Below are 23,801 nucleotides of genomic sequence, written 5' to 3'. Positions count from 1 at the left end.
ATGGAGGCGGCTGCCGTCTGTCGAGTGAGGAATGGGCTGAGATGCCTGAGTTCGCGTACACCGATCTGCTCCCCATGGGAGAGGACACCACCCCGTACCGGCTGGTGACCTCCGAGGGTGTCTCCGCCTTCGAGGCCGACGGGCGGACGTTCCTCAAGGTCGAGCCCGAGGCGCTGCGCAAGCTGGCCGAGGAGGCCATCCACGACATCCAGCACTATCTGCGGCCCGCCCACCTGGCTCAGCTGCGGCGCATCATCGACGACCCCGAGGCGTCGAGCAACGACAAGTTCGTCGCCCTGGACCTGCTGAAGAACGCGAACATCGCGGCCGCCGGCGTGCTCCCCATGTGCCAGGACACCGGTACGGCGATCGTGATGGGCAAGCGCGGCCAGAACGTGCTGACCGAGGGCGGGGACGAGGAGGCGCTCAGCCGCGGCATCTACGACGCGTACCTGAACCTCAACCTGCGCTACTCGCAGATGGCTCCGCTCACCATGTGGGAGGAGAAGAACACCGGCTCCAACCTGCCCGCGCAGATCGAGCTGTACGCCACCGACGGCGGCGCCTACAAGTTCCTCTTCATGGCGAAGGGCGGCGGCTCGGCCAACAAGTCGTTCCTCTACCAGGAGACGAAGGCCGTCCTGAACGAGGCCTCCATGATGAAGTTCCTGGAGGAGAAGATCCGTTCGCTGGGTACGGCCGCCTGCCCGCCGTACCACCTGGCGATCGTCGTGGGCGGTACGTCCGCCGAGTACGCCCTGAAGACCGCCAAGTACGCCTCCGCGCACTACCTGGACGAGATCCCGGCCGAGGGCTCCGAGCTGGGCCACGGCTTCCGGGACAAGGAGCTGGAGGAGAAGGTCTTCGAGCTGACGCAGAAGATCGGGATCGGCGCGCAGTTCGGCGGCAAGTACTTCTGCCACGACGTGCGCGTGGTGCGGCTGCCGCGGCATGGCGCGTCCTGCCCGGTCGCCATCGCCGTCTCCTGTTCGGCCGACCGGCAGGCCGTCGCGAAGATCACCGCTGAGGGCGTCTTCCTGGAGCAGCTGGAGACGGACCCGGCGCGCTTCCTGCCGGAAACGACGGACGAGCACCTCGACGAGGCCGGCGACGTCGTCAAGATCGACCTCAACCAGCCGATGGACGACATCCTCGCGGAGCTCACCAAGTACCCGGTGAAGACCCGGCTCTCGCTCACCGGCCCGCTGGTCGTCGCCCGCGACATCGCGCACGCCAAGATCAAGGAGCGGCTGGACGCGGGCGAGGAGATGCCGCAGTACCTGAAGGACCACCCGGTGTACTACGCCGGTCCGGCGAAGACTCCCGAGGGCTACGCGTCCGGCTCCTTCGGCCCGACGACGGCCGGCCGTATGGACTCCTACGTCGAGCAGTTCCAGGCCGCGGGCGGCTCCAAGGTGATGCTGGCGAAGGGCAACCGCAGCAAGCAGGTCACCGACGCGTGCGGCACCCACGGCGGCTTCTACCTGGGCTCGATCGGCGGGCCCGCCGCCCGTCTCGCCCAGGACTGCATCAAGAAGGTCGAGGTCGTCGAGTACGAGGAGCTCGGCATGGAGGCCGTCTGGAAGATCGAGGTCGAGGCCTTCCCGGCGTTCATCGTGGTCGACGACAAGGGCAACGACTTCTTCCAGGACCCGGCGCCCGCGCCGACGTTCACGTCGATTCCGGTGCGGGGGCCGGGACTGGCGTAGTGCCTGCGGGGCGGCGGGGACGGCCCGTGGCGAAGCCACTGATGGATCCTGCGCCCCCCCCGCCCCTACCCGTCCCATCCTGAAGGGGCTGCCGCCCCTTCGACCCCGCCAGGGGGCTGCCGCCCCCTGGACCCCCGTTCACGGTTTCCTCACAGCCGTTCCCTCGCACATCCCTCCTCCGCTTCCCCACACTGGACGATGGGTAACTGTCAGACTGCGCAGGGCAGTTGGCTCAGCAGTTGACTCAGTAGTGGACAGCAGTCACGCGGGGAACACGGGGGACGCTCATGGAAGAGCAGTTGGCCGTCCTGGCGACGACGGCCGCCAACACGGTGGTGAGTTCGCTCGCCACCGATGCCTGGGCACGGGTACGCGAGCTGATCGTAGGCGTGTGGCGGCGGCATCGCCCGGACGAGGAGGAAGCCGCCGTCTCCGCGACGGACGCCGCCCTCGACGTACTGCGCGGCTCGCCGAGCGACGAGGAGGAGTCCCGGCTCGTCGAGGCATGGCAGGAGCGTTTCCGCGCTCTGCTCGACGCCGAACCGGCGGCCCGCCGGGCGCTCACCGCCCTCGTCGATGAACTCGCCGCCGAGCAAGCCGATCAAGCCGATCAAGCCGATCAAGCCGGACAAGGGGAACAGGCAGCACAGGGCGAACCGGGCGGCGCCCCGGCGCAGCGCATCGACATGCGGGCCGAGGCGAAGGACGGCGGAACGGTCTATCAAGCCGGCCGTGACATGCACGTCAAGCCGACATGACCTCCCCGGACCGCCCCCGGGAGCGGCCGGTGGAGGTGGCGCTGCGCGCCGAGGCGACCGAGCACGGCACCGTCTACCAGTCCGCCCGGAGCATGATCGTCGTGCAGGGCGATGTGAACAGCCACCGGCACGATCACTACCACCACGCCGGTGAGGAGTACGACCGGACGGCCGGCCCGGCGACCGTCCATGTGTGCCCGTATCCCGGGATGCGGGCGTTCCGGCTGGACGAGGCGGAGTGGTTCTTCGGGCGGGAGGACGTGGTCAGCCAGGTACTGGCCATGCTCCGGGGGTGCCTGAGGGAGCACAAACCGCTGGCCGTCGTCGCGCCGTCCGGTGCGGGCAAGTCCTCGGTGCTGCGGGCCGGGCTGCTGTGGGAGCTGGCCAAGGGGCAGATCGAGGGCTCGGCGACGTGGCGGCAGTTGCTGTTCACGCCGACGTCCGACCCGCTCAGGGCACTGTCCGCCGGCCTCGCGCAGGTCGCCGGGGCCGACGAGGCGGTGATCGGTCAGGCCGTGGAGGATGAGCTGGATGCCCTCCCCCAACTGGTGCGGGAGCGGCTCCGCCTGGCGCCGGGCGAACGGCTGGTGCTCGTCGTCGACCAGTTCGAGGAGCTGTTCACGGCCTGCGAGGACGAGCCCGCGCGCCACCGGTTCGTGGCGGCGCTCGCCGCACTGACCGAAGGCACCGAGACCGCCGAACCCGTCGCCCTCGCCGTCTACGGCCTGCGCGCGGACCACTACGGCTCCTGTCTCGCCTTCCCGTATCTGCGCGACGTCCTGGACGCCCATCAGGTCATCGTCGGCCCGATGGACGAGCAGGACGTGCGCAAGGCCGTGACCCTCCCGGCCGCCCGGTGCGGCCTCAAGTTCGGGCAGGGACTCGTCGACCTGATCCTGCGCGACCTGCGCGGCACGGCCTGGCGGGACGAGGACACCGCCTACGGCGCCGGCCAACTGCCGCTGCTCGCCCACGCGTTGGAGCGCACCTGGCTGGGCCGCAGGGGCGACACGCTCACCATGGACAGTTACCGCGACACCGGCGGCATCGACGGCGCGATCGAGACCACCGCGCGGAACGTGTTCCGGCAGCTGACCCCGGCCGCGAGGGCGGCGGCCCGGCCGTTCTTCCTCGGCCTGGTCAGGATCGGTGAGAACGGCGAGGTGTCCCGTCGCCGCCGCACCCTGCGCGACCTGCGGCGTACGGCCACCGACCCGACGGCGGTCGACGAGCTGGCCGACCGGTTCACCGAGGCGCGGCTGCTCACCCGGGGCGTCGCGCACAACGAGGCCACCGTGGAGGTCACCCACGAAGCGCTGCTGTGGGCCTGGAAGGAGCTGCGCGACTGGATCAAGGCGGCCGGTCAGCACGGCGTGATCCGCCAGGAAGTGGAGGAAGCCGCCGCCGCCTGGGACAACGCCGGCCGCGGCGACTCCACGTTCCTGTACCGGGGCATCCGGCTGGAACGGGCCCGGACCTGGGCCACGGACCACCGGCACGATGTCCCGCCCCTTGCCACCGCGTTCCTCGCCGCCTCACAGGGGCAGCACCGGCGCGCCCGGCTGATCCGGCGCGGCGCGATCGCGACGATCGTCGTCCTGATGCTGCTCGCTTCGGGGCTGGCGGCGTTCGCCTTCGACCGCAGGAGCGAGGCGCTCGCCCAGCGCGACGCCGCGATCTTCGACCGGGTGACCGCCGAGGCGGACCGCCAGCGCGAGACCGACAGCGCCCTGGCCGCGCAGCTCGACCTCATCGCGTACCGGATGCGGCCGACGGCCGCACTGCGCACGCGGCTGATGCAGGGGGCGGGGGCGATTCACGCCACCCCGCTGCCGAAGCGTTTCGACACCGTGAACTCGGTCAGCTTCGGTCCGAAGGGCCGGCTCGCCACCGGCACGGGCAGGCTGCGGATCTGGGATGCCTCGGATCCCACCCGCCCGGCCCCGCTCACCGGCTCGATCAAGACGGGCAACGGACTGACGGGACCGACCGCGTTCAACGAGCGGGGCGATCTGCTGGCCCTCGGCGACGGCGGGAACCTACGCATGTACGACGTCTCCGACGCCCGGCGCCCGGTGGCCCTCTCACCCTTGGTGCCGGTGTCGAAAGGGCTGGTGTGGAGTCTGCGGTTCAGCCCCGACGGGCGGACGCTGGCCGTGTCGACGTACTACCAGGGCGGTGCGACACCGACCGGCACCGTCGAGTTGTGGGACGTGGCCGAGCCGAGGCAGCCCCGTCGGCTGAGCACGGTCCACTCCGTGGTGAGGCAGGTCATCTCGTCCACCGCCTTCAGCACGGACGGCGACACACTGGCCGTCGGCGGCGGCACCGGGCCGAGCACCTCCCGGTCGAGGCTGCTCCGGCTGTGGGACGTCTCGGATCCGGCCCGCCCCAAGGCACTCGGCGGTGATCTCGGCGGCCACGGCGACAACATCGTCAACCGGGTGGCTTACAGTCCCGACGGGCGGACGCTGGCCAGTGCCGCGAGCGACAACCGGACCATCGTCTGGGACGTGTCAGACCCACGCCGCCCGAAGGTGGCGAACACACTCTTCCTCAGCAGCCCGGTCGCTTCGGTCGCCTTCAGCCCGGACGGGCGGATCCTGGCCACCGGGGACAACTCCGGGGCCATCAACCTGTGGAACGTGGGAGCGCCCGGCTTCACCAGGGCGCTCGGCCCTCCCCTGCGCGGACACACCACCATGGTCAACAACCTCGCCTTCGACGCCACCGGCCGCACCCTCGCCAGCAGTGCGGCCGACGGCAGGGTGCTGCTGTGGCGGCTGCCTGCCACGCTGAGCGTCCTGAGCGGGGGCCAGAGCGTCGAGTCGATGGCGGTGACATCCGACGGACGGCTGCTGGCGGCCGCGTCCGGCAACCAGGTCACCCTCTGGGACGTCTCCGACCCCACCCGTCTCACCCGGCTGGGGAATCTCCCAGCGCTGCGTGCGACCGTCAACGCCGTCGCCTTCCGGCCCGGTCCGTCCCGAAGCCCTCTGCTGGCCACCGGGGACTTCGGCGGCGACGTACGGCTGCGGGACGTATCGGCTCCGGCTCGGCCACTGCCGGTCGGCGCGGCGCTGCCCGGCCAGACGAAAACGGTCGGGGCCCTGGCCTTCGACCCGGGCGGGCGCTCGCTGGTCGCCACCACCCTGGTCCTCAGAGGCGACCAAGCAGGCGGGCTGCGGGCCTGGGACGTCTCCGACCCCAGTCGGCCGGCCCCCCAGGGCGACAGCGAGGTACGGGGGCAGCCTCTGCCGCTCAGGGGCCTGGCCGCCGCCCCCCAAGGGGGCTACTTCTACACCGCCGACACCGCCGGCTACCTGCGTGTCTGGCGTACCGTCGACGGCGAAGCGCCTTCCCTGACCGGTGAGCGGTTCACCCAACCCCAGATCGCCTTCTCCCTCGCGGCCAGCCCCCGGGCGCGGCTTATAGCGATCGGCGGCGGGGACAGCAAGGTCCGGCTGTGGGACGTCTCCCGGCCCAGCTCACCGACCGCCGTCGGGGACCCCCTTCTCAGCGGAGGCATCGCGAACAGCGTCGGTTTCTCCCCCGACGGCACCCTGCTCGCCAGCGGGAACGCCATCGGCCAGATCCGGCTGTGGGACGTCTCCGATCCGGCCCGCGCCGGCGCGTACGGCTATCCGGTCAACGGCCACGGCGGAGCCGTGTACGCGCTGGTCCACAGCGCACGCGGCGGCCACCTCATCACCGGCGGCGCGGACGGAACCGTACGCCTGTGGCAGACCGACACCGGCCGTGCCCGGACGATGCTGTGCGCCTCGACCCGGCACGCCATGACCCGGGCCCTGTGGAAGCGGTACGTGTCGCCGGACCTGGCGTACGAACCGCCCTGCGAGGGCTGACGGCCTGGGCGATCCTGAAACGGGAATAGGCCCCACGGGCCACGCGCTCTCCCCCGTGGAGGTACAACAATGACGACGACTGCCGACGACGCCGACCAGGGCTACCGCATCGAGCACGACTCCATGGGCGAGGTCCGGGTCCCCGCGGACGCCAAGTGGCGGGCCCAGACCCAGCGTGCCGTCGAGAACTTCCCCATCTCCGGGCAGCGCATCGAGCGGGCCCACATCGAGGCCCTCGCCCGGATCAAGGGCGCCGCCGCCAAGGTGAACGCGCGGCTCGGGGTGCTCGACAAGGACGTCGCCGAGGCGATTCAGGAGGCGGCCGGCGAGGTCGCCGAGGGGCGGTGGGACGAGCACTTCCCCGTCGACGTGTTCCAGACCGGGTCCGGCACCTCGTCCAACATGAACACCAACGAGGTCATCGCCACCCTCGCGACCGAGCGGCTCGGGCGGGACGTCCATCCGAACGACCACGTGAACGCGTCCCAGTCATCCAACGACGTCTTCCCGTCCTCCATCCACATCGCCGCCACCGCCGCCGTCACCCGCGACCTCGTCCCGGCCCTCGAACACCTCGCCGGGTCCCTGGAGCGCAAGGCCGAGGAGTTCGCCGACGTCGTGAAGTCGGGGCGGACCCATCTCATGGACGCCACGCCCGTGACGCTGGGTCAGGAGTTCGGCGGTTACGCCGCCCAAGTCCGGTACGGCGTCGAGCGGCTGGCCGCCTCCCTGCCCCGGCTCGCCGAACTCCCCCTCGGCGGTACGGCCGTCGGCACCGGCATCAACACCCCGCCCGGCTTCTCCGCCGCCGTCATCGAGGAGGTCGCCCGCACCACCGGCCTGCCCCTGACCGAGGCCCGCGACCACTTCGAGGCGCAGGGGGCCCGGGACGGGATCGTGGAGACCAGCGGGCAGCTGCGGACCATCGCGGTCGGGCTGACGAAGATCTCCAACGACCTGCGGTGGATGGCGTCCGGGCCGCGCACCGGGCTCGCCGAGATCTCCCTGCCCGACCTCCAGCCGGGGTCCTCGATCATGCCCGGCAAGGTCAACCCGGTCATCCCGGAGGCCGTGCTCATGGTCGCCGCGCAGGTCGTCGGCAACGACGCCACCGTGGCCACCGCGGGCGCCGCGGGCAACTTCGAGCTGAACGTGATGCTGCCGGTCATCGCGAAGAACGTCCTGGAGTCGATCCGGCTGCTCGCCAACGCCTCCCGGCTGCTGGCCGACCGGACCGTCGACGGCATCGTCGCCCACCGCGAACGGGCCCTGGAGTACGCCGAGTCGTCACCGTCCGTGGTCACGCCGCTCAACAAGTACATCGGGTACGAGGAGGCCGCCAAGGTCGCCAAGAAGGCGCTCGCCGAGCGGAAGACGATCCGTCAAGTCGTCCTGGAGAGCGGGTATGTGGAGCGCGGCGACCTCACCGTCGAGCAGCTCGACGAGGCCCTCGATGTCCTGCGGATGACACGGCCGTAACCAATGACCACCGCGGTGTGAACCGTGACGCGCGCCGCAGCGTCGTATGCCTGTGGCACCTAATATCTGTGCATGGCGGACGGTGGAGCGGTGACGACGGAAGTGGAAGCGGGCGGATCGACGGCCTTCTGGGCGCCCGGCACACAGATCCTGTGGCGGTACCGGGAGAACGCGGGCCCGCGCTACCACATCGCGCGTCCCGTCACCGTCGTACGGGACGACGCCGAGACGCTCGCCGTATGGCTGGCTCCAGGGACGGAGTGTGTCAAGCCCGTGCTGGCCGACGGGACCTCCGTGCACATGGAACCGCTCGAGACGCGGTACACCAAGCCGCGTTCGGTCCAGCGCGGCCGGTGGTTCGGGACCGGGGTGCTGAAGCTCGCGCGGCCCGGTGAGCCGTGGTCCGTGTGGCTGTTCTGGGAGCCCGGGTGGCAGTTCAAGAACTGGTACGTGAACCTTGAGAAGCCGATGGCCCGTTGGGCGGGCGGGGTGGACTCCGAGGACCACTTCCTCGACATCTCCGTTCACCCGGACCGCAGTTGGCGCTGGCTGGACGAGGACGAGTTCGCGCAGGCCCAGCGGGACGGGCTGGTGGACGACCGGCTCGCCGCGCGGGTGCGGGAGGCGGGGCGTGACGCGGTGGAGGTGATCCGCGCCTGGGGGCCGCCGTTCTCGGACGGCTGGCAGCACTGGCGCCCGGATCCCACCTGGGCTGTACCTTCTTTGCCTGAGGACTGGGATCGCACGCCCGCGCACCTGTCCTCATGAGACCCTTGATGCGCCCCCGGGCAACAAACGTAGGATCGTCCTCCGCAAGGGCGCGCAGGGACAACTACCGGAGTGCGCGCCGGGCTTGACCGATCGTCACCGAGGGGCGGCAGGACGTGAGCGAGGGTTACCAGGGCAACGCCGGCAGGGGCAGACGATCCACCGGCTGCGCAGGAACTGCCTCTGGTCACGCGGTGATTCCGTTCCTGGGGCACGTATTCCGGGTATCGGAGTTTCGGCGGGACGAAGTGCACGCATGGCGCGCAGCCCCGGACGGATGGATTCGAAAGGCGTGACGGAGCAGCCGATCTCCTTCGAACGCCCCGAGACGGGCGTCGACCCCGCGGAGCCCCGCGGGGCGCTCGTGCGTACCTCGACACCCTCTACGGCGCACTCCACACCGTCGCACTCCCCTGACGGCGACGCCCGCGGGGGCAGCCCCTTACCCGCGCAGGCGCGCACCGGAGAGACCCCCTCCACGCCGGGCACCACCGCACCGTCCGGCCCGAGCAAGGAGCCCTCAGACATCCCCGGCAACGGCCCCGAGCACTCGCAGCCCTCCGTCGCCGCCGAGCCCGACAGCCACCGGCCGCGACCCGTTCCGGAGGCCATACCACCGCAGCCCGGCGCCGAGCAGCCACAGTCCTCCGCCGAACGGCGCACCGGCCAGGGGCTGCAGCCCGGGCGGCCCACGCCGATGCGGCGGGACGGGGACCGGCTGCGCTTCGTGGGCGCAGCCACCCGGCGCATCGCCCGCGGCATCGACCTGGACGAGATCGTGATGGGGCTGTGCCGGGCGACCGTGCCGACCTTCTCCGACGCGATCCTCGTCTATCTGCGCGACCCGCTGCCGGTCGGCGACGAGCGGCCCACAGGCCCGGTCGTGCTGCGGTTGCGCCGCACCGACCGGATCCCGGAGGAGCGGGACACCGAGGGCGGCTTCCTGTCCGCGGGGTCGCAGCAGCCGGAGCAGAACGAGCTGGCCGAGCTGTCCGCCGTCACCTCCGAACTGTGCGAGGTGCGGCCCGGCGGTGCGCTCGCCGAGGTGCTGCGCGGCGTCCGTCCGGTCTTCGCCGACGCGCCCGCCGCCCGCGCCGCCCTGCCCGAACTCCTCGGCGACAACGGCGATTTGATCATCCCCGACGGTCAGCGCGCGATCCTCGCCCCGCTGCGCGGCCGCCGCCGTGTCATCGGCGCCGCGGTCTTCCTGCGCCGCCCGGACCGCATCGCCTTCGAGCCCGACGACCTCCTCGTCGCCGCCCAGCTCGCCACGCACAGCGCCCTCGGCATCGACAAGGCGGTGCTGTACGGCCGTGAGGCGTACATCGCCGACGAGCTCCAGCGCACCATGCTGCCGGAGACCCTGCCCCGACCGACCGGCGTGCGGCTCGCCTCCCGCTATCTCCCGGCCGCCGAGACGGCCCGGGTGGGCGGCGACTGGTACGACGCCATCCCGCTGCCGGGCAGCCGCGTGGCGCTGGTCGTCGGTGACGTCATGGGCCACTCCATGACCTCGGCCGCGATCATGGGCCAGCTGCGGACCACGGCCCAGACCCTCGCCGGGCTCGACCTGCCCCCGCAGGAGGTCCTGCACCACCTCGACGAACAGGCCCAGCGCCTGGGCACCGACCGCATGGCGACCTGCCTGTACGCGGTCTACGACCCGGTATCGCACCGCATCACCATCGCCAACGCCGGCCACCCGCCGCCCGTCCTGCTGCACCTGGGCGGCCGGGCGGAGGTACTGCGCGTCCCGGCGGGCGCGCCGATCGGCGTCGGCGGCGTCGACTTCGAGGCCGTGGAGCTCGACGCACCGGCCGGGGCGACCCTGCTCCTCTACACCGACGGCCTGGTCGAGTCACGCCTGCGCGACGTGTGGACCGGCATAGAGCAGCTGCGCGAGAAGCTCCCCGCCACCGCGCAGCTCACCGGCCCCGACCATCCGCCGCCCCTCGAAGCCCTGTGCGACGAGGTCCTCGACATGCTCGGGCCGGGCGACCGGGACGACGACATCGCGCTGCTCGCCGCCCGCTTCGACGGGATCGCGCCGAGCGACGTGGCGTACTGGTTCCTGGAGCCGGAGGACGCGGCGCCCGGCCGAGCCCGGCGGATTGCGCGGCGTGCGCTGGCCCGCTGGGGTCTTGAGGAACTCACCGACTCGGTCGAGCTGTTGGTCAGCGAGGTCGTGACCAACGCGGTGCGGTATGCCACGCGGCCGGTGACGTTGCGGCTGCTGCGGACCGACGTGCTGCGCTGCGAGGTCGGCGACGACGTGCCGCAGTTGCCGCGGCTGCGGCAGGCTCGGGCCACGGATGAGGGCGGGCGGGGGCTGTACCTCGTGAACCGGCTGGCCCGGCGCTGGGGCGCGACCCGGTTGAGCACCGGCAAGGTCGTCTGGTTCGAGTTGAATCGCGGCTGATCGCCGTAGGGGGAACTGCGCGTCGCCGACTGCGAGTGCGTCGTGGCTTGTCGCGCAGTTCCCCGCGCCCCTGGAGGGCGTAGTCCTACTGGTCGTTATCGGGTCTGGCCGGGTCCAAGGTGATCGGGTCCGTCGGCTCGCTGGTCGGGGCCGTCGGCGCCGGCTCGGTCGTCGGTTCCTCCGTCGGCTCCTCGGTCGTCGGCGTCTCCGTCGGCTCCTGGGTCGTCGGCGTCTCCGTCGGCTTCTGGGTCGTCGGTTTCTCCGTCGGCTCCTGGGTCGTCGGCGCCTGCGTGGGCGTCGGCGTCCAGGTCGGCTGGACGGCCGCGCCCTGGTCGGTCTCCAGGTCGAACCTGGCGTCCGGCTTGGTCACGCCGAACATGTACGCCGCCCAGATCTGCGCCGGGAAGCCACCACCGTTGACGCGGTCCTCGCCGGCCGCGCCGTACATCTTGACCTGCGGGTGCGGAGGCTTGTTGTCCTCACCGAACAGGCCGACCGAGGTGACCAGGTCGGGCGTGTAGCCGGTGAACCAGGCCGACTTGTTGTCGTCGGACGTACCCGTCTTGCCGGCGACCTTCTGGCCGTCGCGCTTGGGGTTGTTCGCCACGGCCTCCTGCGCCGTACCGTCGGCGACCACACCCGTCAGCACCGAGGTCACCGAGTCGGCGGCCTCGCGGCTGATGACCTCCTCGCCGACCGGGTTCGGGAGCTCCACCCTGCGGCTGTTGTGCTCGGCCTTCTTGAGGATGCTCGGGGTGACCTTCTTGCCGTGGTTGTCGAGGGTGGCGTACACGCCGGCCATCTGCAGCGGGCTCGCGCCCATGGTGCCCAGGGTCTGCGCGGGTACCGCCTGCTCGTTGGTGGTGTCCATGCCGAGCTTGGCCGCCACGTCCATGACGTTCTTCATGTCGACGTCGACGCCCATCTGCGCGAAGACGGAGTTGACGGACTTGTTCATCGCCGTCTGGACGGTGATGGGCCCGTAGTTCTGGTCGTCCTCGTTCTCGGGGGCGAAGCCGACCTTGTCGCCGTTGCCGTCCACGACCGGGCGCTTGCTGGTGCCGTCGTAGATCGTGTTCGCGGTGATCGGCTTGCCGGACTGCGTCTCGGCGTTCTCCTCCAGCGCGGCGGCGAGGATCACCGGCTTGAAGGTGGAGGCGGGCTGGTAGTCCGTGCGGGTCGCGTTGCTCGTGTAGTGCTTGAAGTAGTCCACGCCGCCGTACAGCGCGACGACCTTCCCCGTCTCGGGATCGACGGAGGCCGCGCCGGCCTGGATGTCCGCGTCGACCGGCCGCTTCTTCTTGTCCAGCTTGCTGGTCAGCTGCGCCTTGACGGCCTTCTCCAGCCCGGCCTGCTTCTTCTTGTCGATGTTCAGGGTGATGGTCCAGCCCTGGTCGACGACCTCGGCCTCGGCCTGGGAGCGGGTGATGCCCTCCTGCTTCATCAGCTGGTCCTCCAGCTGACGGTTGGCGAGCTCGATCAGATAGCCCTTCTGGCCCTCCCGGCCGGCGGTGGGCTTCGGCTCCAGGGGCTTCGGGAACCTCATGTCCTGGCGGTCGGCCTTGCTCAGCCAGCCCTCCTCGACCATGTTGTCCAGGACGTAGTTCCAGCGGTTCGTCACCAGCTTCTTGCCGGTGTCGGACGCGGCCTGCCAGTCGTACTGGCTCGGCGCCTGGAGCAGCGCGGCGAGGTACGCGCCCTGCTGGACGGTGAGCTTCTCGGCGTCGACGCGGTAGTACGCCTGGGCGGCGGCCTGGATGCCGTAGGCGCCTCGGCCGTAGTAGCTGGTGTTGATGTAGCCGGCGAGTATCTCGTTCTTGGACATCTGGCGGTCGACCTTCAAGGAGATGACCATCTCCTTGAGCTTGCGGCTGACCGTCTGTTCCTGGCTGAGGTAATAGTTCTTGACGTACTGCTGGGTGATCGTCGAACCGCCCTGCGCGCCCTTGCCCATCACCGTGTTGAGCAGGCCGCGGGCCGTGCCCTTCAGGTCGATGCCGCTGTCGTTGTAGAACGTCTTGTTCTCGGCCGCCACGAAGGTGTACTGGACCTCCTTCGGCACCTTGGACAGATCCACGATCTCGCGGTTGACCGTGCCGTCGCGGGCCAGCATCGAGCCGTCGCTGTACTTGTAGACGTTGCTCTGGCGCTGGGCGGCCTGGGCCGCGGCGTTGTCCTTCGGGATGTCCACGTACAGATACAGCGCGATGAAGGCGCCGATGCCGAGCAGGCAGACGCCGAGGAACGTGCCGAGGATCTTCTTCCAGGTGAAGAGCCTGCGTATGCGGCCCTTGCCGCCGCCGCCCTTGCCCCCGCCCTTGGCCGCCCGCCGGGCCGCGGCCCGGCCGCCGACCGCGGCCGACGGTGCGCCGATGACGGTGGTCGACTCGGCCGCCCCCGTGTTCGACGGCGTCCCGGACGAACGCCGGGGTGCAGCGCGGCGGCCGCCGCGCTGCCGCGCTCGTCTCTCTTCCGCTCGTCCCATGGGTCCGTTCCGCTCCGCTTCGCTCTCGTGTGCACTTCTGCCACACAGGTTCGCCGCTCAGGTCAGCTCAGAAAGCTAACACCGGAAGTTGTGACAAAGGCCGGTCGATCCGGCCTTTTAGGGACGTGAGAATCAGCACCCGTCCCACCGGAACCGACGACTGGGAGGTGCATAGGGTTGCCCGGACGGGGTAATCTGATATCACTTAGCTAGTTCAGAGATAGACAGAGATAGACAGAGATAGACAGAGACAGGCAGCGACAGGCGAGGCCGTCCACGGCTTCGCGGAGAAAACGGGGGAGACCACCCATGCCGAACGACAAGCACGACGACGACAGGTACGACGCCGCATCCGTCCCCGCCGACGCACCCGACGTACCCGAGATGCCCGCGCCGCGCGTGCGGGAGGTTGCGGCACACAGCATCGGCGGCGGGCTCGCCCTGCTGCTGGGCCTGGCCGGACTGCTGGTCGGCACGGGGCTGATCGTCGGCGCCACCGCGGTCACCGGGGCCGGCGGCAAGGCGGCACTCATCATCACCGGCATCCTGGTCGACATAGCCGCGCTCCTGGCCATGTGCGGGCTGAACATGGTCGCGCCGGGCGAGGCGCGGGTCGTCCAGCTCTTCGGGCGGTACCGGGGGACGATCCGGGAGGACGGGCTGCGCTGGGTGAACCCCTTCACGTCCCGCACGAAGATCTCGACCCGGGTCCGCAACCACGAGACGGCCGTCCTCAAGGTCAACGACGCCTACGGCAACCCGATCGAGCTCGCCGCGGTCGTGGTGTGGAGGGTCGAGGACACCGCGCAGGCGAGCTTCGAGGTGGACAACTACCTGGAGTTCGTGGCCACCCAGACGGAAGCGGCCGTGCGGCACATCGCCATCGAGTACCCGTACGACGCCCATGACGAGGGCGGCCTCTCGCTGCGCGGCAACGCCGAGGAGATCACCGAGAAGCTCGCCTTCGAGCTGCACGCCCGCGTGGAGGCGGGCGGCGTACAGATCATCGAGTCGCGCTTCACGCATCTCGCGTACGCTCCCGAGATCGCCTCCGCGATGCTCCAGCGACAGCAGGCGGGGGCGGTCGTCGCGGCACGGCGTCAGATCGTCGACGGTGCGGTGGGCATGGTCGAGGCGGCGCTCGCGCGGATCTCCGAGCGGGACATCGTGGAGCTGGACGAGGAGCGGAAGGCGGCGATGGTGTCGAACCTGATGGTGGTGCTGTGCGGCGACAGGGCCCCGCAGCCCGTCCTCAACACCGGGACGCTCTACCAGTGACGGTTCCCTCCGACCCCTCCGAGGACTCCACGGGTTCAGCCCCTCGGCGCCGGCCGCAGCAGCGCAAGCAGGTGCTGCTGCGGCTGGACCCGTCGGTGTACGACGCGCTCGCGCGCTGGGCGGGCGACGAGCTGCGCTCGGCCAACGCCCAGATCGAGTTCCTGCTGCGGCGCGCCCTCGCGGAGGCGGGCCGGCTGCCGGGCGAGGCCAAGCCGATTCCGCGCCGCGGCCGCCCTCCCGGGAGTCCGCCCGATCCTCAGTAGCAGAACCGTGACAATCGGCCCTCACCTGGGCCGACATACCTGCCGCCAGCGTCTACACACACGACGTATACATGCGACGTATACACCCTATGTAGAGTCATGGCCATGTCCATTGGTCACACACTCCTGGGGCTCCTGGAATCAGGCCCCCGTCACGGCTACGACCTGAAGCGGGCCTTCGACGAGAAGTTCGGTCACGACCGGCCGCTGCACTACGGCCAGGTCTACTCGACGATGTCCCGGCTGCTGAAGAACGGGCTCGTCGAGGTCGACGGCATCGAGCCCGGCGGCGGCCCCGAGCGCAAGCGGTACGCCATCACCGACGCCGGGATCACCGACGTCCAGCAGTGGCTCGCGACGCCCGAGAAGCCGGAGCCGTACCTTCAGTCGACCCTCTACACCAAGGTCGTCCTCGCGCTGCTCACCCGGCGCAACGCGGCCGACATCCTCGACACCCAGCGCGCCGAGCACCTGCGCACGATGCGGATGCTCACCGAGCGCAAGAGGAAGGGGGATCTCGCCGACCAGCTCATCTGCGACCACGCCCTCTTCCACCTGGAGGCCGACCTGCGCTGGCTGGAGCTCACCGCCGCGCGCGTCGACAAGCTGGCCGAGGTGGTGGTCAAGTGACTCCGCCTCCCGGTTCCCTGCTCGCGGCCCAGGAGCTGCGCAAGGCCTACGGCCCGACCGTCGCGCTCGACGGGGCCGAGTTCTCCATCCACCCCGGCGAGGTCGTCGCCGTGATGGGCCCGTCCGGCTCCGGCAAGTCGACGCTGCTGCACTGTCTCGCCGGCATCGTGCCGCCCGACTCGGGGTCCATCACCTACAACGGGCGTGAGCTGGCCACCATGAGCGACGCCCAGCGCAGTGCCCTCAGGCGCTCGGAGTTCGGGTTCGTCTTCCAGTTCGGGCAGCTCGTACCGGAACTCACCTGCGTCGAGAACGTCGCCCTTCCGCTGCGGCTCAACGGGACCTCCCGCAAGGAGGCCGAGAAGGCCGCCCTGACCTGGATGGAGCGGCTGGAGGTCGACGACCTGCGCAAGAAGCGGCCCGGCGAGGTCTCCGGCGGTCAGGGGCAGCGGGTCGCCGTGGCCCGCGCCCTGGTCACCAACCCGCGCCTGCTGTTCGCCGACGAGCCGACCGGCGCGCTGGACTCCCTCAACGGCGAGCGCGTGATGGAGCTGCTGACGGACCCCGCCCGGTCGGCCAACGCCGCCGTCGTTCTCGTCACGCACGAGGCGCGGGTCGCCGCCTACTCCGACCGCGAGATCGTCGTACGGGACGGCAAGTCCCGGGACATGGAGCGCGTCGTATGAGCGTGGGTCAGTGGGCCCGGGACCTGGGCATGGGGGTCCGGTTCGCGGTTGCCGGCGGACGTGAGGGCTGGGTCCGGGCCCTGCTGACGGCCGTCGGGGTCGGCCTCGGGGTGGCGCTGCTGCTGCTGACCACCGCGGTCCCCAACATGCAGTCGGTCCGGCACGAACGGGAGAGCGCCCGTGCCGACATCGACTACAGCTACATCGATCTGAAGAAGTCGGACCGCACCCTGATCGTCGCGGACGTCGACACGGACTTCCGGAACGAGGACATCCGCGGCCGGGCGCTGGAGCCCGAGGGCGCCCGGGCACCGCTGCCGCCGGGACTGGAGAAGTTCCCGGCGGTGGGCGAGATGGTCGTCTCCCCCGCGCTGAAGAGGCTGCTGGAGTCGGACGGCGCGAAGCTGCTGCGCGAGCGGCTGCCCGAGCGGATCGTCGGGACCATCGGGGAGAGCGGGCTGATCGGCTCGCACGAACTCGCCTTCTTCCGGGGCGGCGACGACCTCGCGCCGTACATCGACGCCGCCCGGGTCGCCCGTATCGAACGGTTCGGGGACACGAGCCCGACCGAGACTCAGACCGACCCGGTACTGCTCCTGCTGGTCATCGTCGTCTTCGTGGTGCTGCTGATGCCGGTCGCCGTCTTCATCGCCGCGGCCGTGCGCTTCGGCGGTGAGCGGCGCGACCGCCGCCTCGCGGCGCTGCGGCTGGTCGGCTCCGACAGCCGGATGACCCGGCGGATCGCGGCCGGTGAGGCACTGGCGGGTGCGGTGCTCGGACTGGTCTTCGGTGCGGTCTTCTTCCTGATCGGCCGCCAGATCGCGGGCTCGGTCGAGGTGTTCGACATCAGCGTCTTCCCAAGCTACCTCGACCCCTCCCCCGCGCTGGCCCTGCTGGTCGGACTCGCCGTCCCGGCGGCGGCGGTGCTGGTCACGCTGTTTGCGATGCGCGGCGTGGTGATCGAGCCGCTCGGCGTGGTGCGTACGGCGAAGCCCTCGCGACGCCGGCTGTGGTGGCGGCTGCTGCTGCCGCTCGGAGGCCTCGCGATGCTCTGGCCGATGATCGGCCAGGGCCGTGACAACGGCACCTTCAACGAATACCTGGTCATCGGCGGCGTCCTCCTGCTGCTCATCGGCGTGACCACCCTGCTGCCGTGGGTCGTCGAGGCGGTCGTCGCCCGGCTCGGCTCGGGCGGCGTCGCCTGGCAACTCGCCGTCCGCAGGCTGCAGTTGAGCAGCGGCACGGCGGCCCGCATGGTCAACGGCGTCGCGGTGGCGGTCGCCGGGGCGATCGCGCTGCAGATGCTGTTCGCCGGAGTGGAGAGCGACTACACGAAGCAGTCCCGGTACGACACCCAGCGGGCGCAGATGCAGGTGTCCATGTCCCGTGGCGCCCAACTCCACCCGGCTGTCGAGGAGTTCCGGGACACCAAGGGCGTCCAGCAGGTCTACGCGTACGCCGAGGGCTACCTGGGCGAGCGGCGCAAGGACCCGGACATCGGTGTCGAGATAACCGTCGGCGACTGCGCGTCGCTGCGCCAGGCGGCCAAGCTTCCCTCCTGCCGGGACGGCGACATCTTCTACGTGTCGAACTCCGAGTACGACGAGGACACCCCGAAGCTGGCGAAGCAGCCGGGCCGGACGTTGTACCTGGACCCGTCGTACGAGAGCGGGCCGCCGCGGAAGGAGGTCGCCTGGACCGTGCCGAAGGGCCTGAAGCCGGCCCGCGCGCAGGAGGACTTCATGGGTACACAGCGAGGTGGCTTCCTCGTCACCCCGAAGGCGCTGCCCGCGGCGGCCACGCCGGCGCTGCGGGGCCAGATGTACCTCAAGCTCGACCGCTCCGTGCCGGACGTGTACGACCGGGTACGGAACACGGCGACGGCCGCGGACCCGCTGTCCTACCCCATGGCCTGGTTCTCCACTGAGACGGCCGACCGCTACGCCACCATCCGCACCGGCCTGTTCGTCGGCGCCGTCTGCGTCATGATGCTGATCGGTGCGAGCCTGCTGGTCTCCCAGCTGGAGCAGCTGCGCGACCGCAAGAAGCTGCTGTCGTCCCTGGTCGCCTTCGGCACCCGGCGCCGCACGCTGAGCCTGTCGGTGCTGTGGCAGACGGCGATCCCGATCGCCCTGGGCCTGCTGCTGTCCTCGGTGGTGGGGCTGACGCTGGGGGCGGTCCTGCTGCGGATGACGGACACGCCGATCATGGTGGCCTGGACGAGTGTGCTGTCGATGCTGGGCGTCGGTGCCGGCGTCGTCCTGGCGGTGACCCTGCTCAGCCTGCCACCGCTCCTTCGGCTGATGCGCCCGGACGGCCTGCGCACGGAGTAGGCACGGAGTTGGGCACAGAGTAGGCACGGGGTAGGCACGGCGCCCGCAGCTGCACCGCTGGGCGCAGCCGTCCGGTCGGCCCGCGGTCGGCGGGCGCGGGTGAGGTGCGGGTCAGGAGCAAGTCGGCCGAGACGGCAGACACCTGACCCGCGCCGGTGCGCCAAGCCGCCGGTCGCCCCTTCTCCTCGCCACCCGTAAAGGCCGCGCGGGGCTCACGCGGAGCTCACGCGGAGCTCACGCGGGGCTCACGCGTTCGTGTCCAACACCCGAACCGGCAGCGGACGCAGGGCCTCACGCAGGGCGCACGCCAGCTCCTCGTACTCCGCTCCGCGCGCCGCCCCCGTCCGCATGGCGAGGGCGACGCGGCGGGTCGGCGCCGGGTTGGCGAAGTACCCGGTCAGGAGCTGGCTGCTGCGGGTCGTCTCCAGCTTGAGGGCGGTACGCGGCAGCAGCGTGCAGCCCAGGCCGCCCGCGACGAGTTGCACGAGCGTCGACAGCCCGGCGGCGGTCGTGGTCACCGGAGCGTCCTCGCGGCCCGCCTCCCGGCAGATGTCGAGGGCCTGGTCGCGCAGGCAGTGCCCCTCGTCCAGGAGCAGCAGGTTCAGCTCCTTGAGGGCCTCGCGCGCAATGCCCTCCCGGCCGCCGAGCCAGTGGTCGAGCGGGGTGACGAGCACGAAGTCCTCGTCGAAGAGAGGGAGTTCGGCGACGCCGGGCACACCGAGCGGCACTGCGAGCAGGAGCAGGTCCAGACGGCCGGTCGTGAGCCCCTCGACGAGGCTGGCGGTCTGCTCCTCGTGCACCTGGAGGTCGAGGTGCGGATACCGGCCGTGGACGAGGCGCAGCACGGTCGGCAGCAGGTACGGCGCGACGGTGGGGATGACCCCGAGGCGGAGGGCGCCGGTGAACGGCGCCCGGACCGCCTCCGCCTCCTCCATCAGTGCCCCGACCTCCGCCAGAACGGCCTTTGCCCGTACGGCCAGACGCTCACCGGCGGCCGAGAGCAGCACCTTGCGTGTGGTGCGCTCCAGGAGCGTCACTCCGAGCGACTCCTCCAGGGCCGAGACGGCACCGGACAGGGCGGGCTGGCTCATACCGATCGCGGCGGCGGCGTCCCGGAAGTGAAGGTGCTCGGCGACGGCCGCGAAGGCCCGCAGCTGGGCGAGGCTGGGCTGCCTCCTCTTGCTCACGGTCACTGATAGATCCCTCCGATCAACCTGACCGAGTGTAGCTATTTCCCGTATCAATGCAGCCTGTGCCAGGATCGGTAAGGTCCAACCCAAGGGAGACACCTGTACCGAACGGGTGTCTCTTCGCTGCAAGGAGAGCGTGTGCTCACTGTCGGTGACAAGTTCCCCGAGTTCGAACTGACCGCCTGCGTCTCGCTGGAGAAGGGCGAGGAGTTCGAGACGATCAACCACAAGACCTACGAGGGCAAGTGGAAAATCGTCTTTGCCTGGCCTAAGGACTTCACCTTCGTCTGCCCCACCGAGATCGCTGCCTTCGGCAAGCTCAACGAGGAGTTCGCCGACCGCGACGCGCAGGTCCTCGGCTTCTCCGGTGACTCGGAGTTCGTGCACCACGCCTGGCGCAAGGACCACGACGACCTGCGTGACCTGCCGTTCCCGATGATGGCCGACTCCAAGCACGAGCTGATGCGCGACCTCGGCATCGAGGGCGAGGACGGCTTCGCCAAGCGTGCCGTCTTCATCGTCGACCAGAACAACGAGATCCAGTTCTCCATGGTGACCGCCGGCTCCGTCGGCCGTAACCCCAAGGAGGTCCTGCGGGTCCTGGACGCCCTGCAGACCGACGAGCTGTGCCCGTGCAACTGGAGCAAGGGCGAGGACACCCTGGACCCGGTCAAGCTGCTTGCCGGAGAGTGAGTGACATGTCCCTCGACTCCCTCAAGTCCCGCATTCCGGACTACGCCAAGGACCTGAAGCTCAACCTGGGCTCGGTCATCGGCAACTCCGACCTCCCGGCGCAGCAGCTGTGGGGCACGGTGCTCGCCACCGCGATCGCCGCGCGCTCCCCGATCGTGCTGCGCGAGCTGGCACCGGAGGCGAAGGCGAACCTCACGCCCGAGGCGTACACCGCGGCGAAGTCCGCGGCCGCCGTGATGGCGATGAACAACGTCTTCTACCGGACCCGCCATCTGCTGTCCGACCACGAGTACGGCAACCTGCGCGCGGGGCTCCGTATGAACGTCATCGGCAACCCCGGTGTCGACAAGGTCGACTTCGAGCTGTGGTCCTTCGCGGTGTCCGCCATCAACGGCTGCGGCCTGTGCCTCGACTCGCACGAGCAGGTGCTGCGCAAGGCGGGCGTGGACCGCGAGACGGTTCAGGAGGCGTTCAAGATCGCGTCCGTGATCCAGGCGGTCGGTACGACCCTGGAGGCGGAGGCGGTTCTGGCGGAGTAGCTCTTCGCCGGGAGACGCCGGGGCCCGTTCACCTCAGGGGTGAACGGGCCCTTGTCATTCCTTGTCATTCCCTGTCATTACTCCGACGCAGACTTGTCCTTGTCCTTGTCTCTGTCCTTGTCGGACGGAGGCGGGGCCGCGGCGGCCGCATCCACCGATGTCGCTCCCCTCGGTTCAGGCGCGTAGCGAAGAGCCGCCTGCTGCGAGTACGCCCGCAGATACCCCACGATCGTGTTCGAAACCGCCACCAGCGGTACGGCCACCACCGCCCCGCCGATCCCCGCCACCATGCCGCCGGCCGCCACCGACAGCACCACCGCCAGCGGGTGGACGCGCACCGCGCGCCCGAGGATGAACGGCTGCAGGACGTGGCCCTCGATCTGCTGGACGGCGAGGACCACGGCGAGCGTCATGACCGCGGTGAACACGCCCTGCGTCACCAGGGCCACCACCACCGCCAGCGCGCCGGAGGCCACCGCGCCGACGAGCGGGATGAAGGAGAACAGGAAGATGAAGACGGCCAGCGGGACGGCCATCGGCACATCGAGGAAGTAGATGCCGATGCCGATGAAGACGGCGTCGATCAGGGCGACGAGGACCGTGCCGCGCACATACGCCGTGAGCGTCGCCCACGCGCGCGGACCGGCACCGGCGACGCCCGGCCGGGCCGCGGCCGGCACGAGCTTCAGCGTCCACTCCCAGATGCGCTTGCCGTCGTAGAGCAGGAAGAGCGTCGAGAACGCGGCCAGCAGAATGCCGGTGAGGGCCTCGACGACGACGGTGACGCCTTCGAGCCCGGCCGAGGTGATCGCGTCGGTGTTGGCGCCGATCGCCTCCCGGAGGTTCTCGGCGATCTCGTTGATCTGCTTGTCGGTGACGTGGAAGGGGCTGTTGAGCAGCCAGTTGCGCAGCTCGTCGATGCCGTCCTGGACCTGGTCGGAGAGGTTGTCGATGTTCTCCATGACCTGCCAGGTCACGAACCAGCCCATCAGCCCGATGACCACGAACCCGAGGATCGCGGTCAGGGCGGTGGCGAGCCCGCGCGGCAGACCGCGCCGCCTCAGCCACGCCACCGAGGGCTGCAGCAGCGCGGTGAGGAGCAGCGCGATGACGAAGGCCAGCACGACGAGTTGTACGGCGCTGATGACCCGCATCAGCACCCAGACCGTGCCGGCCAGCACCAGCAGCCGCCAGCCCGCCTCCGCCGCGACCCGTACGCCCCACGGCACGACCTGTGCGGGGTCGGGGCGGGGCGCCGGAGCCGAGGGCGCGTAGTCGGGGGGCCGGGGGACGTGGTCGGCGGGCGGCGGGAAGGTGTCGTCGGCGGAAGGCTCAGGCGTGGCCTCGACGGCGGACCTCCGCACCGGCTGGAGCTCGTCGCTCTCCCGTTCCACCGCGGCACGGCGCTCGTCCAACCGCTCGCTCATCTCGGTCAGTCCGGCGCCGAGCCGACCGAGCCACCCTGGCACTCGCGACATGATCCGTCCTCTTCCCCCGTCTCTCCCCACCACTCCCCCTGGAGTCGTTGCGTCGACCGTACAGGGCGCTGCACGCAGAAGAGCGAAAGCCCCTCACCCAAGGACGGTGAGGGGCTGCGCGAAGGTTGAGCGGCGGTCTCAGTACCAGTGGTTGGCCTGCCAGAACGACCAGGCGCCGCAGGGGCTGTCGTAGCGGTCGTTCATGTAGTTCAGGCCCCACTTGATCTGAGTGGCCGGGTTCGTCTGCCAGTCCGCGCCGACGGACGACATCTTGGAACCGGGCAGGGCCTGGAAGAGGCCGTAGGCACCCGAGGAGGCGTTGACCGCCTGGTAGTTCCAGCTGGACTCGTGGTCCACGATGTTGCTGAAGCACTGGAACTGGTCACTCGGCACCATCTGGCGCGCCATCGCCTGGATCTGGGCGATGCTGTACGAGCCCTGGATGGGGAAGTCCGCGGAGGAGGACCGGGAGGCCTTCGTCTCGGCCTCTTCTCGCTCCTTGGCTTCCTGCGCCGCCTTCTCGGCGGCTTCCTTCTTCTCGATCGCGGTCTGAGCGGCGGCCTTGCGGGCCGACTCCTCAGCATCCTTCTTGGCGCTCACGTCCGCGGCGATGGCCTGTACGTTGGCCTGCGCCGTCAGGGACTCGGTCTGCACCTGGGCCTGCTGGCCCGCGGGTATGTCCGCGAGGAGCGTCGAATCGGCAGCCGTCGCCTCGGCGTCGTTGGTCTGCGCGATGCTGCCAGAGGCAACGCCGACGACGCTTCCGACAGCGGTGACCGCGGTGGCCGAGGCCACTGCGAATCCCCTGACCGAAATCGGACTCACACGGTTTCCTTCCAGCATCGCCCGCTTCGGTGACCCTGGCGGACGCAATCGTGCCCCTGGCTCTGGCCTCCCAACTGCGGGGTCACGGGAGGCTCGGACCCGGTGGGCAACTCCCGCGAGGGGAGCGCCGCGTGTTGACTCGGGCGGCATACGACGGCGTTATGCAGTTGGCTGTGGTGTTGCTGTGGTGCCGTACCGCTGGGGGTACAGGTGTGTCGTATGCGGGGCCTGACAGGAGTGAGACTCTGCCGTAACCAGACGCCGCAAGGCAATTCTGTGTTGCGTGTGAAAGCTCACACCTTGTTTGTCCCAGGGGTTTTCCGGAAAGCCGCACACGCCGAGGCGCCGCCCGGATAGGCTCCCTGCCTTTCCGAACGGCGCCAACCAACGAGTAGCTACCGC

The 23,801-nt window shown here is 70.3% G+C and carries 17 protein-coding genes; 13 read left to right on the top strand and 4 right to left on the bottom strand.

Features of this window, described 5'->3' with window-relative positions; translation table 11 throughout:
* Nucleotides 1–41 precede the first annotated feature (41 nt).
* The 6 genes from AB5J49_RS30665 to AB5J49_RS30640 all read left to right on the top strand — a co-directional run bounded on the left by AB5J49_RS30665 (nt 42) and on the right by AB5J49_RS30640 (nt 10,999).
* Complete coding sequence (locus tag AB5J49_RS30665) at nt 42–1,709, top strand: fumarate hydratase (protein ID WP_369172102.1); 1,668 nt, start codon at nt 42–44, stop codon at nt 1,707–1,709.
* A 287-nt stretch (nt 1,710–1,996) separates the two neighbouring features.
* A complete protein-coding gene (locus tag AB5J49_RS30660; protein WP_369172101.1) occupies nt 1,997–2,467 on the top strand; it encodes a hypothetical protein in 471 nt (156 codons plus the stop codon).
* The gene (locus AB5J49_RS30655; RefSeq protein ID WP_369172100.1) at nt 2,464–6,333 is read left to right on the top strand and encodes a hypothetical protein; all 3,870 of its coding nucleotides are present in this window, start codon (nt 2,464–2,466) and stop codon (nt 6,331–6,333) included. The genes AB5J49_RS30660 and AB5J49_RS30655 overlap by 4 nt, the downstream gene beginning before the upstream one ends.
* 69 nt (nt 6,334–6,402) lie before the next feature.
* Nucleotides 6,403–7,812 (top strand): class II fumarate hydratase, encoded by a 1,410-nt coding sequence (locus tag AB5J49_RS30650; protein WP_369172099.1) that lies wholly within the window; start codon nt 6,403–6,405, stop codon nt 7,810–7,812.
* Between the two features lie 72 nt (nt 7,813–7,884).
* A complete protein-coding gene (locus tag AB5J49_RS30645) occupies nt 7,885–8,580 on the top strand; it encodes a DUF402 domain-containing protein (protein WP_369172098.1) in 696 nt (231 codons plus the stop codon).
* A 277-nt stretch (nt 8,581–8,857) separates the two neighbouring features.
* A complete protein-coding gene (locus AB5J49_RS30640) occupies nt 8,858–10,999 on the top strand; it encodes a SpoIIE family protein phosphatase (protein WP_369172097.1) in 2,142 nt (713 codons plus the stop codon).
* Between the two features lie 85 nt (nt 11,000–11,084).
* Here the strand turns inward: AB5J49_RS30640 and AB5J49_RS30635 are convergent, their stop codons facing one another.
* Complete coding sequence (locus tag AB5J49_RS30635; RefSeq protein ID WP_369172096.1) at nt 11,085–13,484, bottom strand: transglycosylase domain-containing protein; 2,400 nt, start codon at nt 13,482–13,484, stop codon at nt 11,085–11,087.
* Between the two features lie 384 nt (nt 13,485–13,868).
* Between AB5J49_RS30635 and AB5J49_RS30630 the strand changes: the two genes are divergently transcribed.
* The 5 genes from AB5J49_RS30630 to AB5J49_RS30610 all read left to right on the top strand — a co-directional run bounded on the left by AB5J49_RS30630 (nt 13,869) and on the right by AB5J49_RS30610 (nt 18,674).
* Nucleotides 13,869–14,762, top strand: coding sequence for an SPFH domain-containing protein (locus tag AB5J49_RS30630; protein WP_369175324.1), 894 nt, complete (start codon nt 13,869–13,871; stop codon nt 14,760–14,762).
* The gene (locus AB5J49_RS30625; RefSeq protein ID WP_369172095.1) at nt 14,759–15,025 is read left to right on the top strand and encodes a hypothetical protein; all 267 of its coding nucleotides are present in this window, start codon (nt 14,759–14,761) and stop codon (nt 15,023–15,025) included. Before AB5J49_RS30630 ends, AB5J49_RS30625 begins: the two co-directional genes overlap by 4 nt.
* 105 nt (nt 15,026–15,130) lie before the next feature.
* Nucleotides 15,131–15,655, top strand: a complete 525-nt coding sequence (locus AB5J49_RS30620; RefSeq protein WP_369172094.1) for a PadR family transcriptional regulator — start codon at nt 15,131–15,133, stop codon at nt 15,653–15,655.
* Nucleotides 15,652–16,341: an ABC transporter ATP-binding protein gene (locus tag AB5J49_RS30615; RefSeq protein WP_369172093.1), complete on the top strand. Its 690-nt coding sequence runs from the start codon at nt 15,652–15,654 to the stop codon at nt 16,339–16,341. The genes AB5J49_RS30620 and AB5J49_RS30615 overlap by 4 nt, the downstream gene beginning before the upstream one ends.
* Complete coding sequence (locus AB5J49_RS30610) at nt 16,338–18,674, top strand: ABC transporter permease (RefSeq protein WP_369172092.1); 2,337 nt, start codon at nt 16,338–16,340, stop codon at nt 18,672–18,674. Before AB5J49_RS30615 ends, AB5J49_RS30610 begins: the two co-directional genes overlap by 4 nt.
* Nucleotides 18,675–18,919: 245 nt before the next feature.
* On the opposite strand, the gene AB5J49_RS30605 is transcribed toward AB5J49_RS30610, so the two are convergent.
* Nucleotides 18,920–19,867: a LysR substrate-binding domain-containing protein gene (locus AB5J49_RS30605; RefSeq protein WP_369172091.1), complete on the bottom strand. Its 948-nt coding sequence runs from the start codon at nt 19,865–19,867 to the stop codon at nt 18,920–18,922.
* A 135-nt stretch (nt 19,868–20,002) separates the two neighbouring features.
* Between AB5J49_RS30605 and AB5J49_RS30600 the strand changes: the two genes are divergently transcribed.
* Together AB5J49_RS30600 and AB5J49_RS30595 are read left to right on the top strand one after the other, a co-directional pair.
* Nucleotides 20,003–20,557, top strand: coding sequence for a peroxiredoxin (locus tag AB5J49_RS30600; protein WP_369172090.1), 555 nt, complete (start codon nt 20,003–20,005; stop codon nt 20,555–20,557).
* A 5-nt stretch (nt 20,558–20,562) separates the two neighbouring features.
* On the top strand, nt 20,563–21,096 hold the full coding sequence (locus AB5J49_RS30595; protein ID WP_369172089.1) for an alkyl hydroperoxide reductase: 534 nt from the start codon (nt 20,563–20,565) through the stop codon (nt 21,094–21,096).
* 77 nt (nt 21,097–21,173) lie between these two features.
* Here the strand turns inward: AB5J49_RS30595 and AB5J49_RS30590 are convergent, their stop codons facing one another.
* Both AB5J49_RS30590 and AB5J49_RS30585 read right to left on the bottom strand, forming a co-directional pair.
* Entirely contained in the window at nt 21,174–22,574 is a 1,401-nt protein-coding gene (locus tag AB5J49_RS30590; RefSeq protein ID WP_369172088.1) for an AI-2E family transporter, read from the bottom strand.
* 138 nt (nt 22,575–22,712) lie between these two features.
* Nucleotides 22,713–23,399, bottom strand: coding sequence for a transglycosylase SLT domain-containing protein (locus AB5J49_RS30585; RefSeq protein ID WP_369172087.1), 687 nt, complete (start codon nt 23,397–23,399; stop codon nt 22,713–22,715).
* Nucleotides 23,400–23,801 lie beyond the last annotated feature (402 nt).

This window comes from Streptomyces sp. R28, from assembly GCF_041052385.1.
In the GTDB taxonomy this organism is placed as follows: domain Bacteria; phylum Actinomycetota; class Actinomycetes; order Streptomycetales; family Streptomycetaceae; genus Streptomyces.
This window is presented reverse-complemented; position numbering and strand designations above follow the sequence as displayed.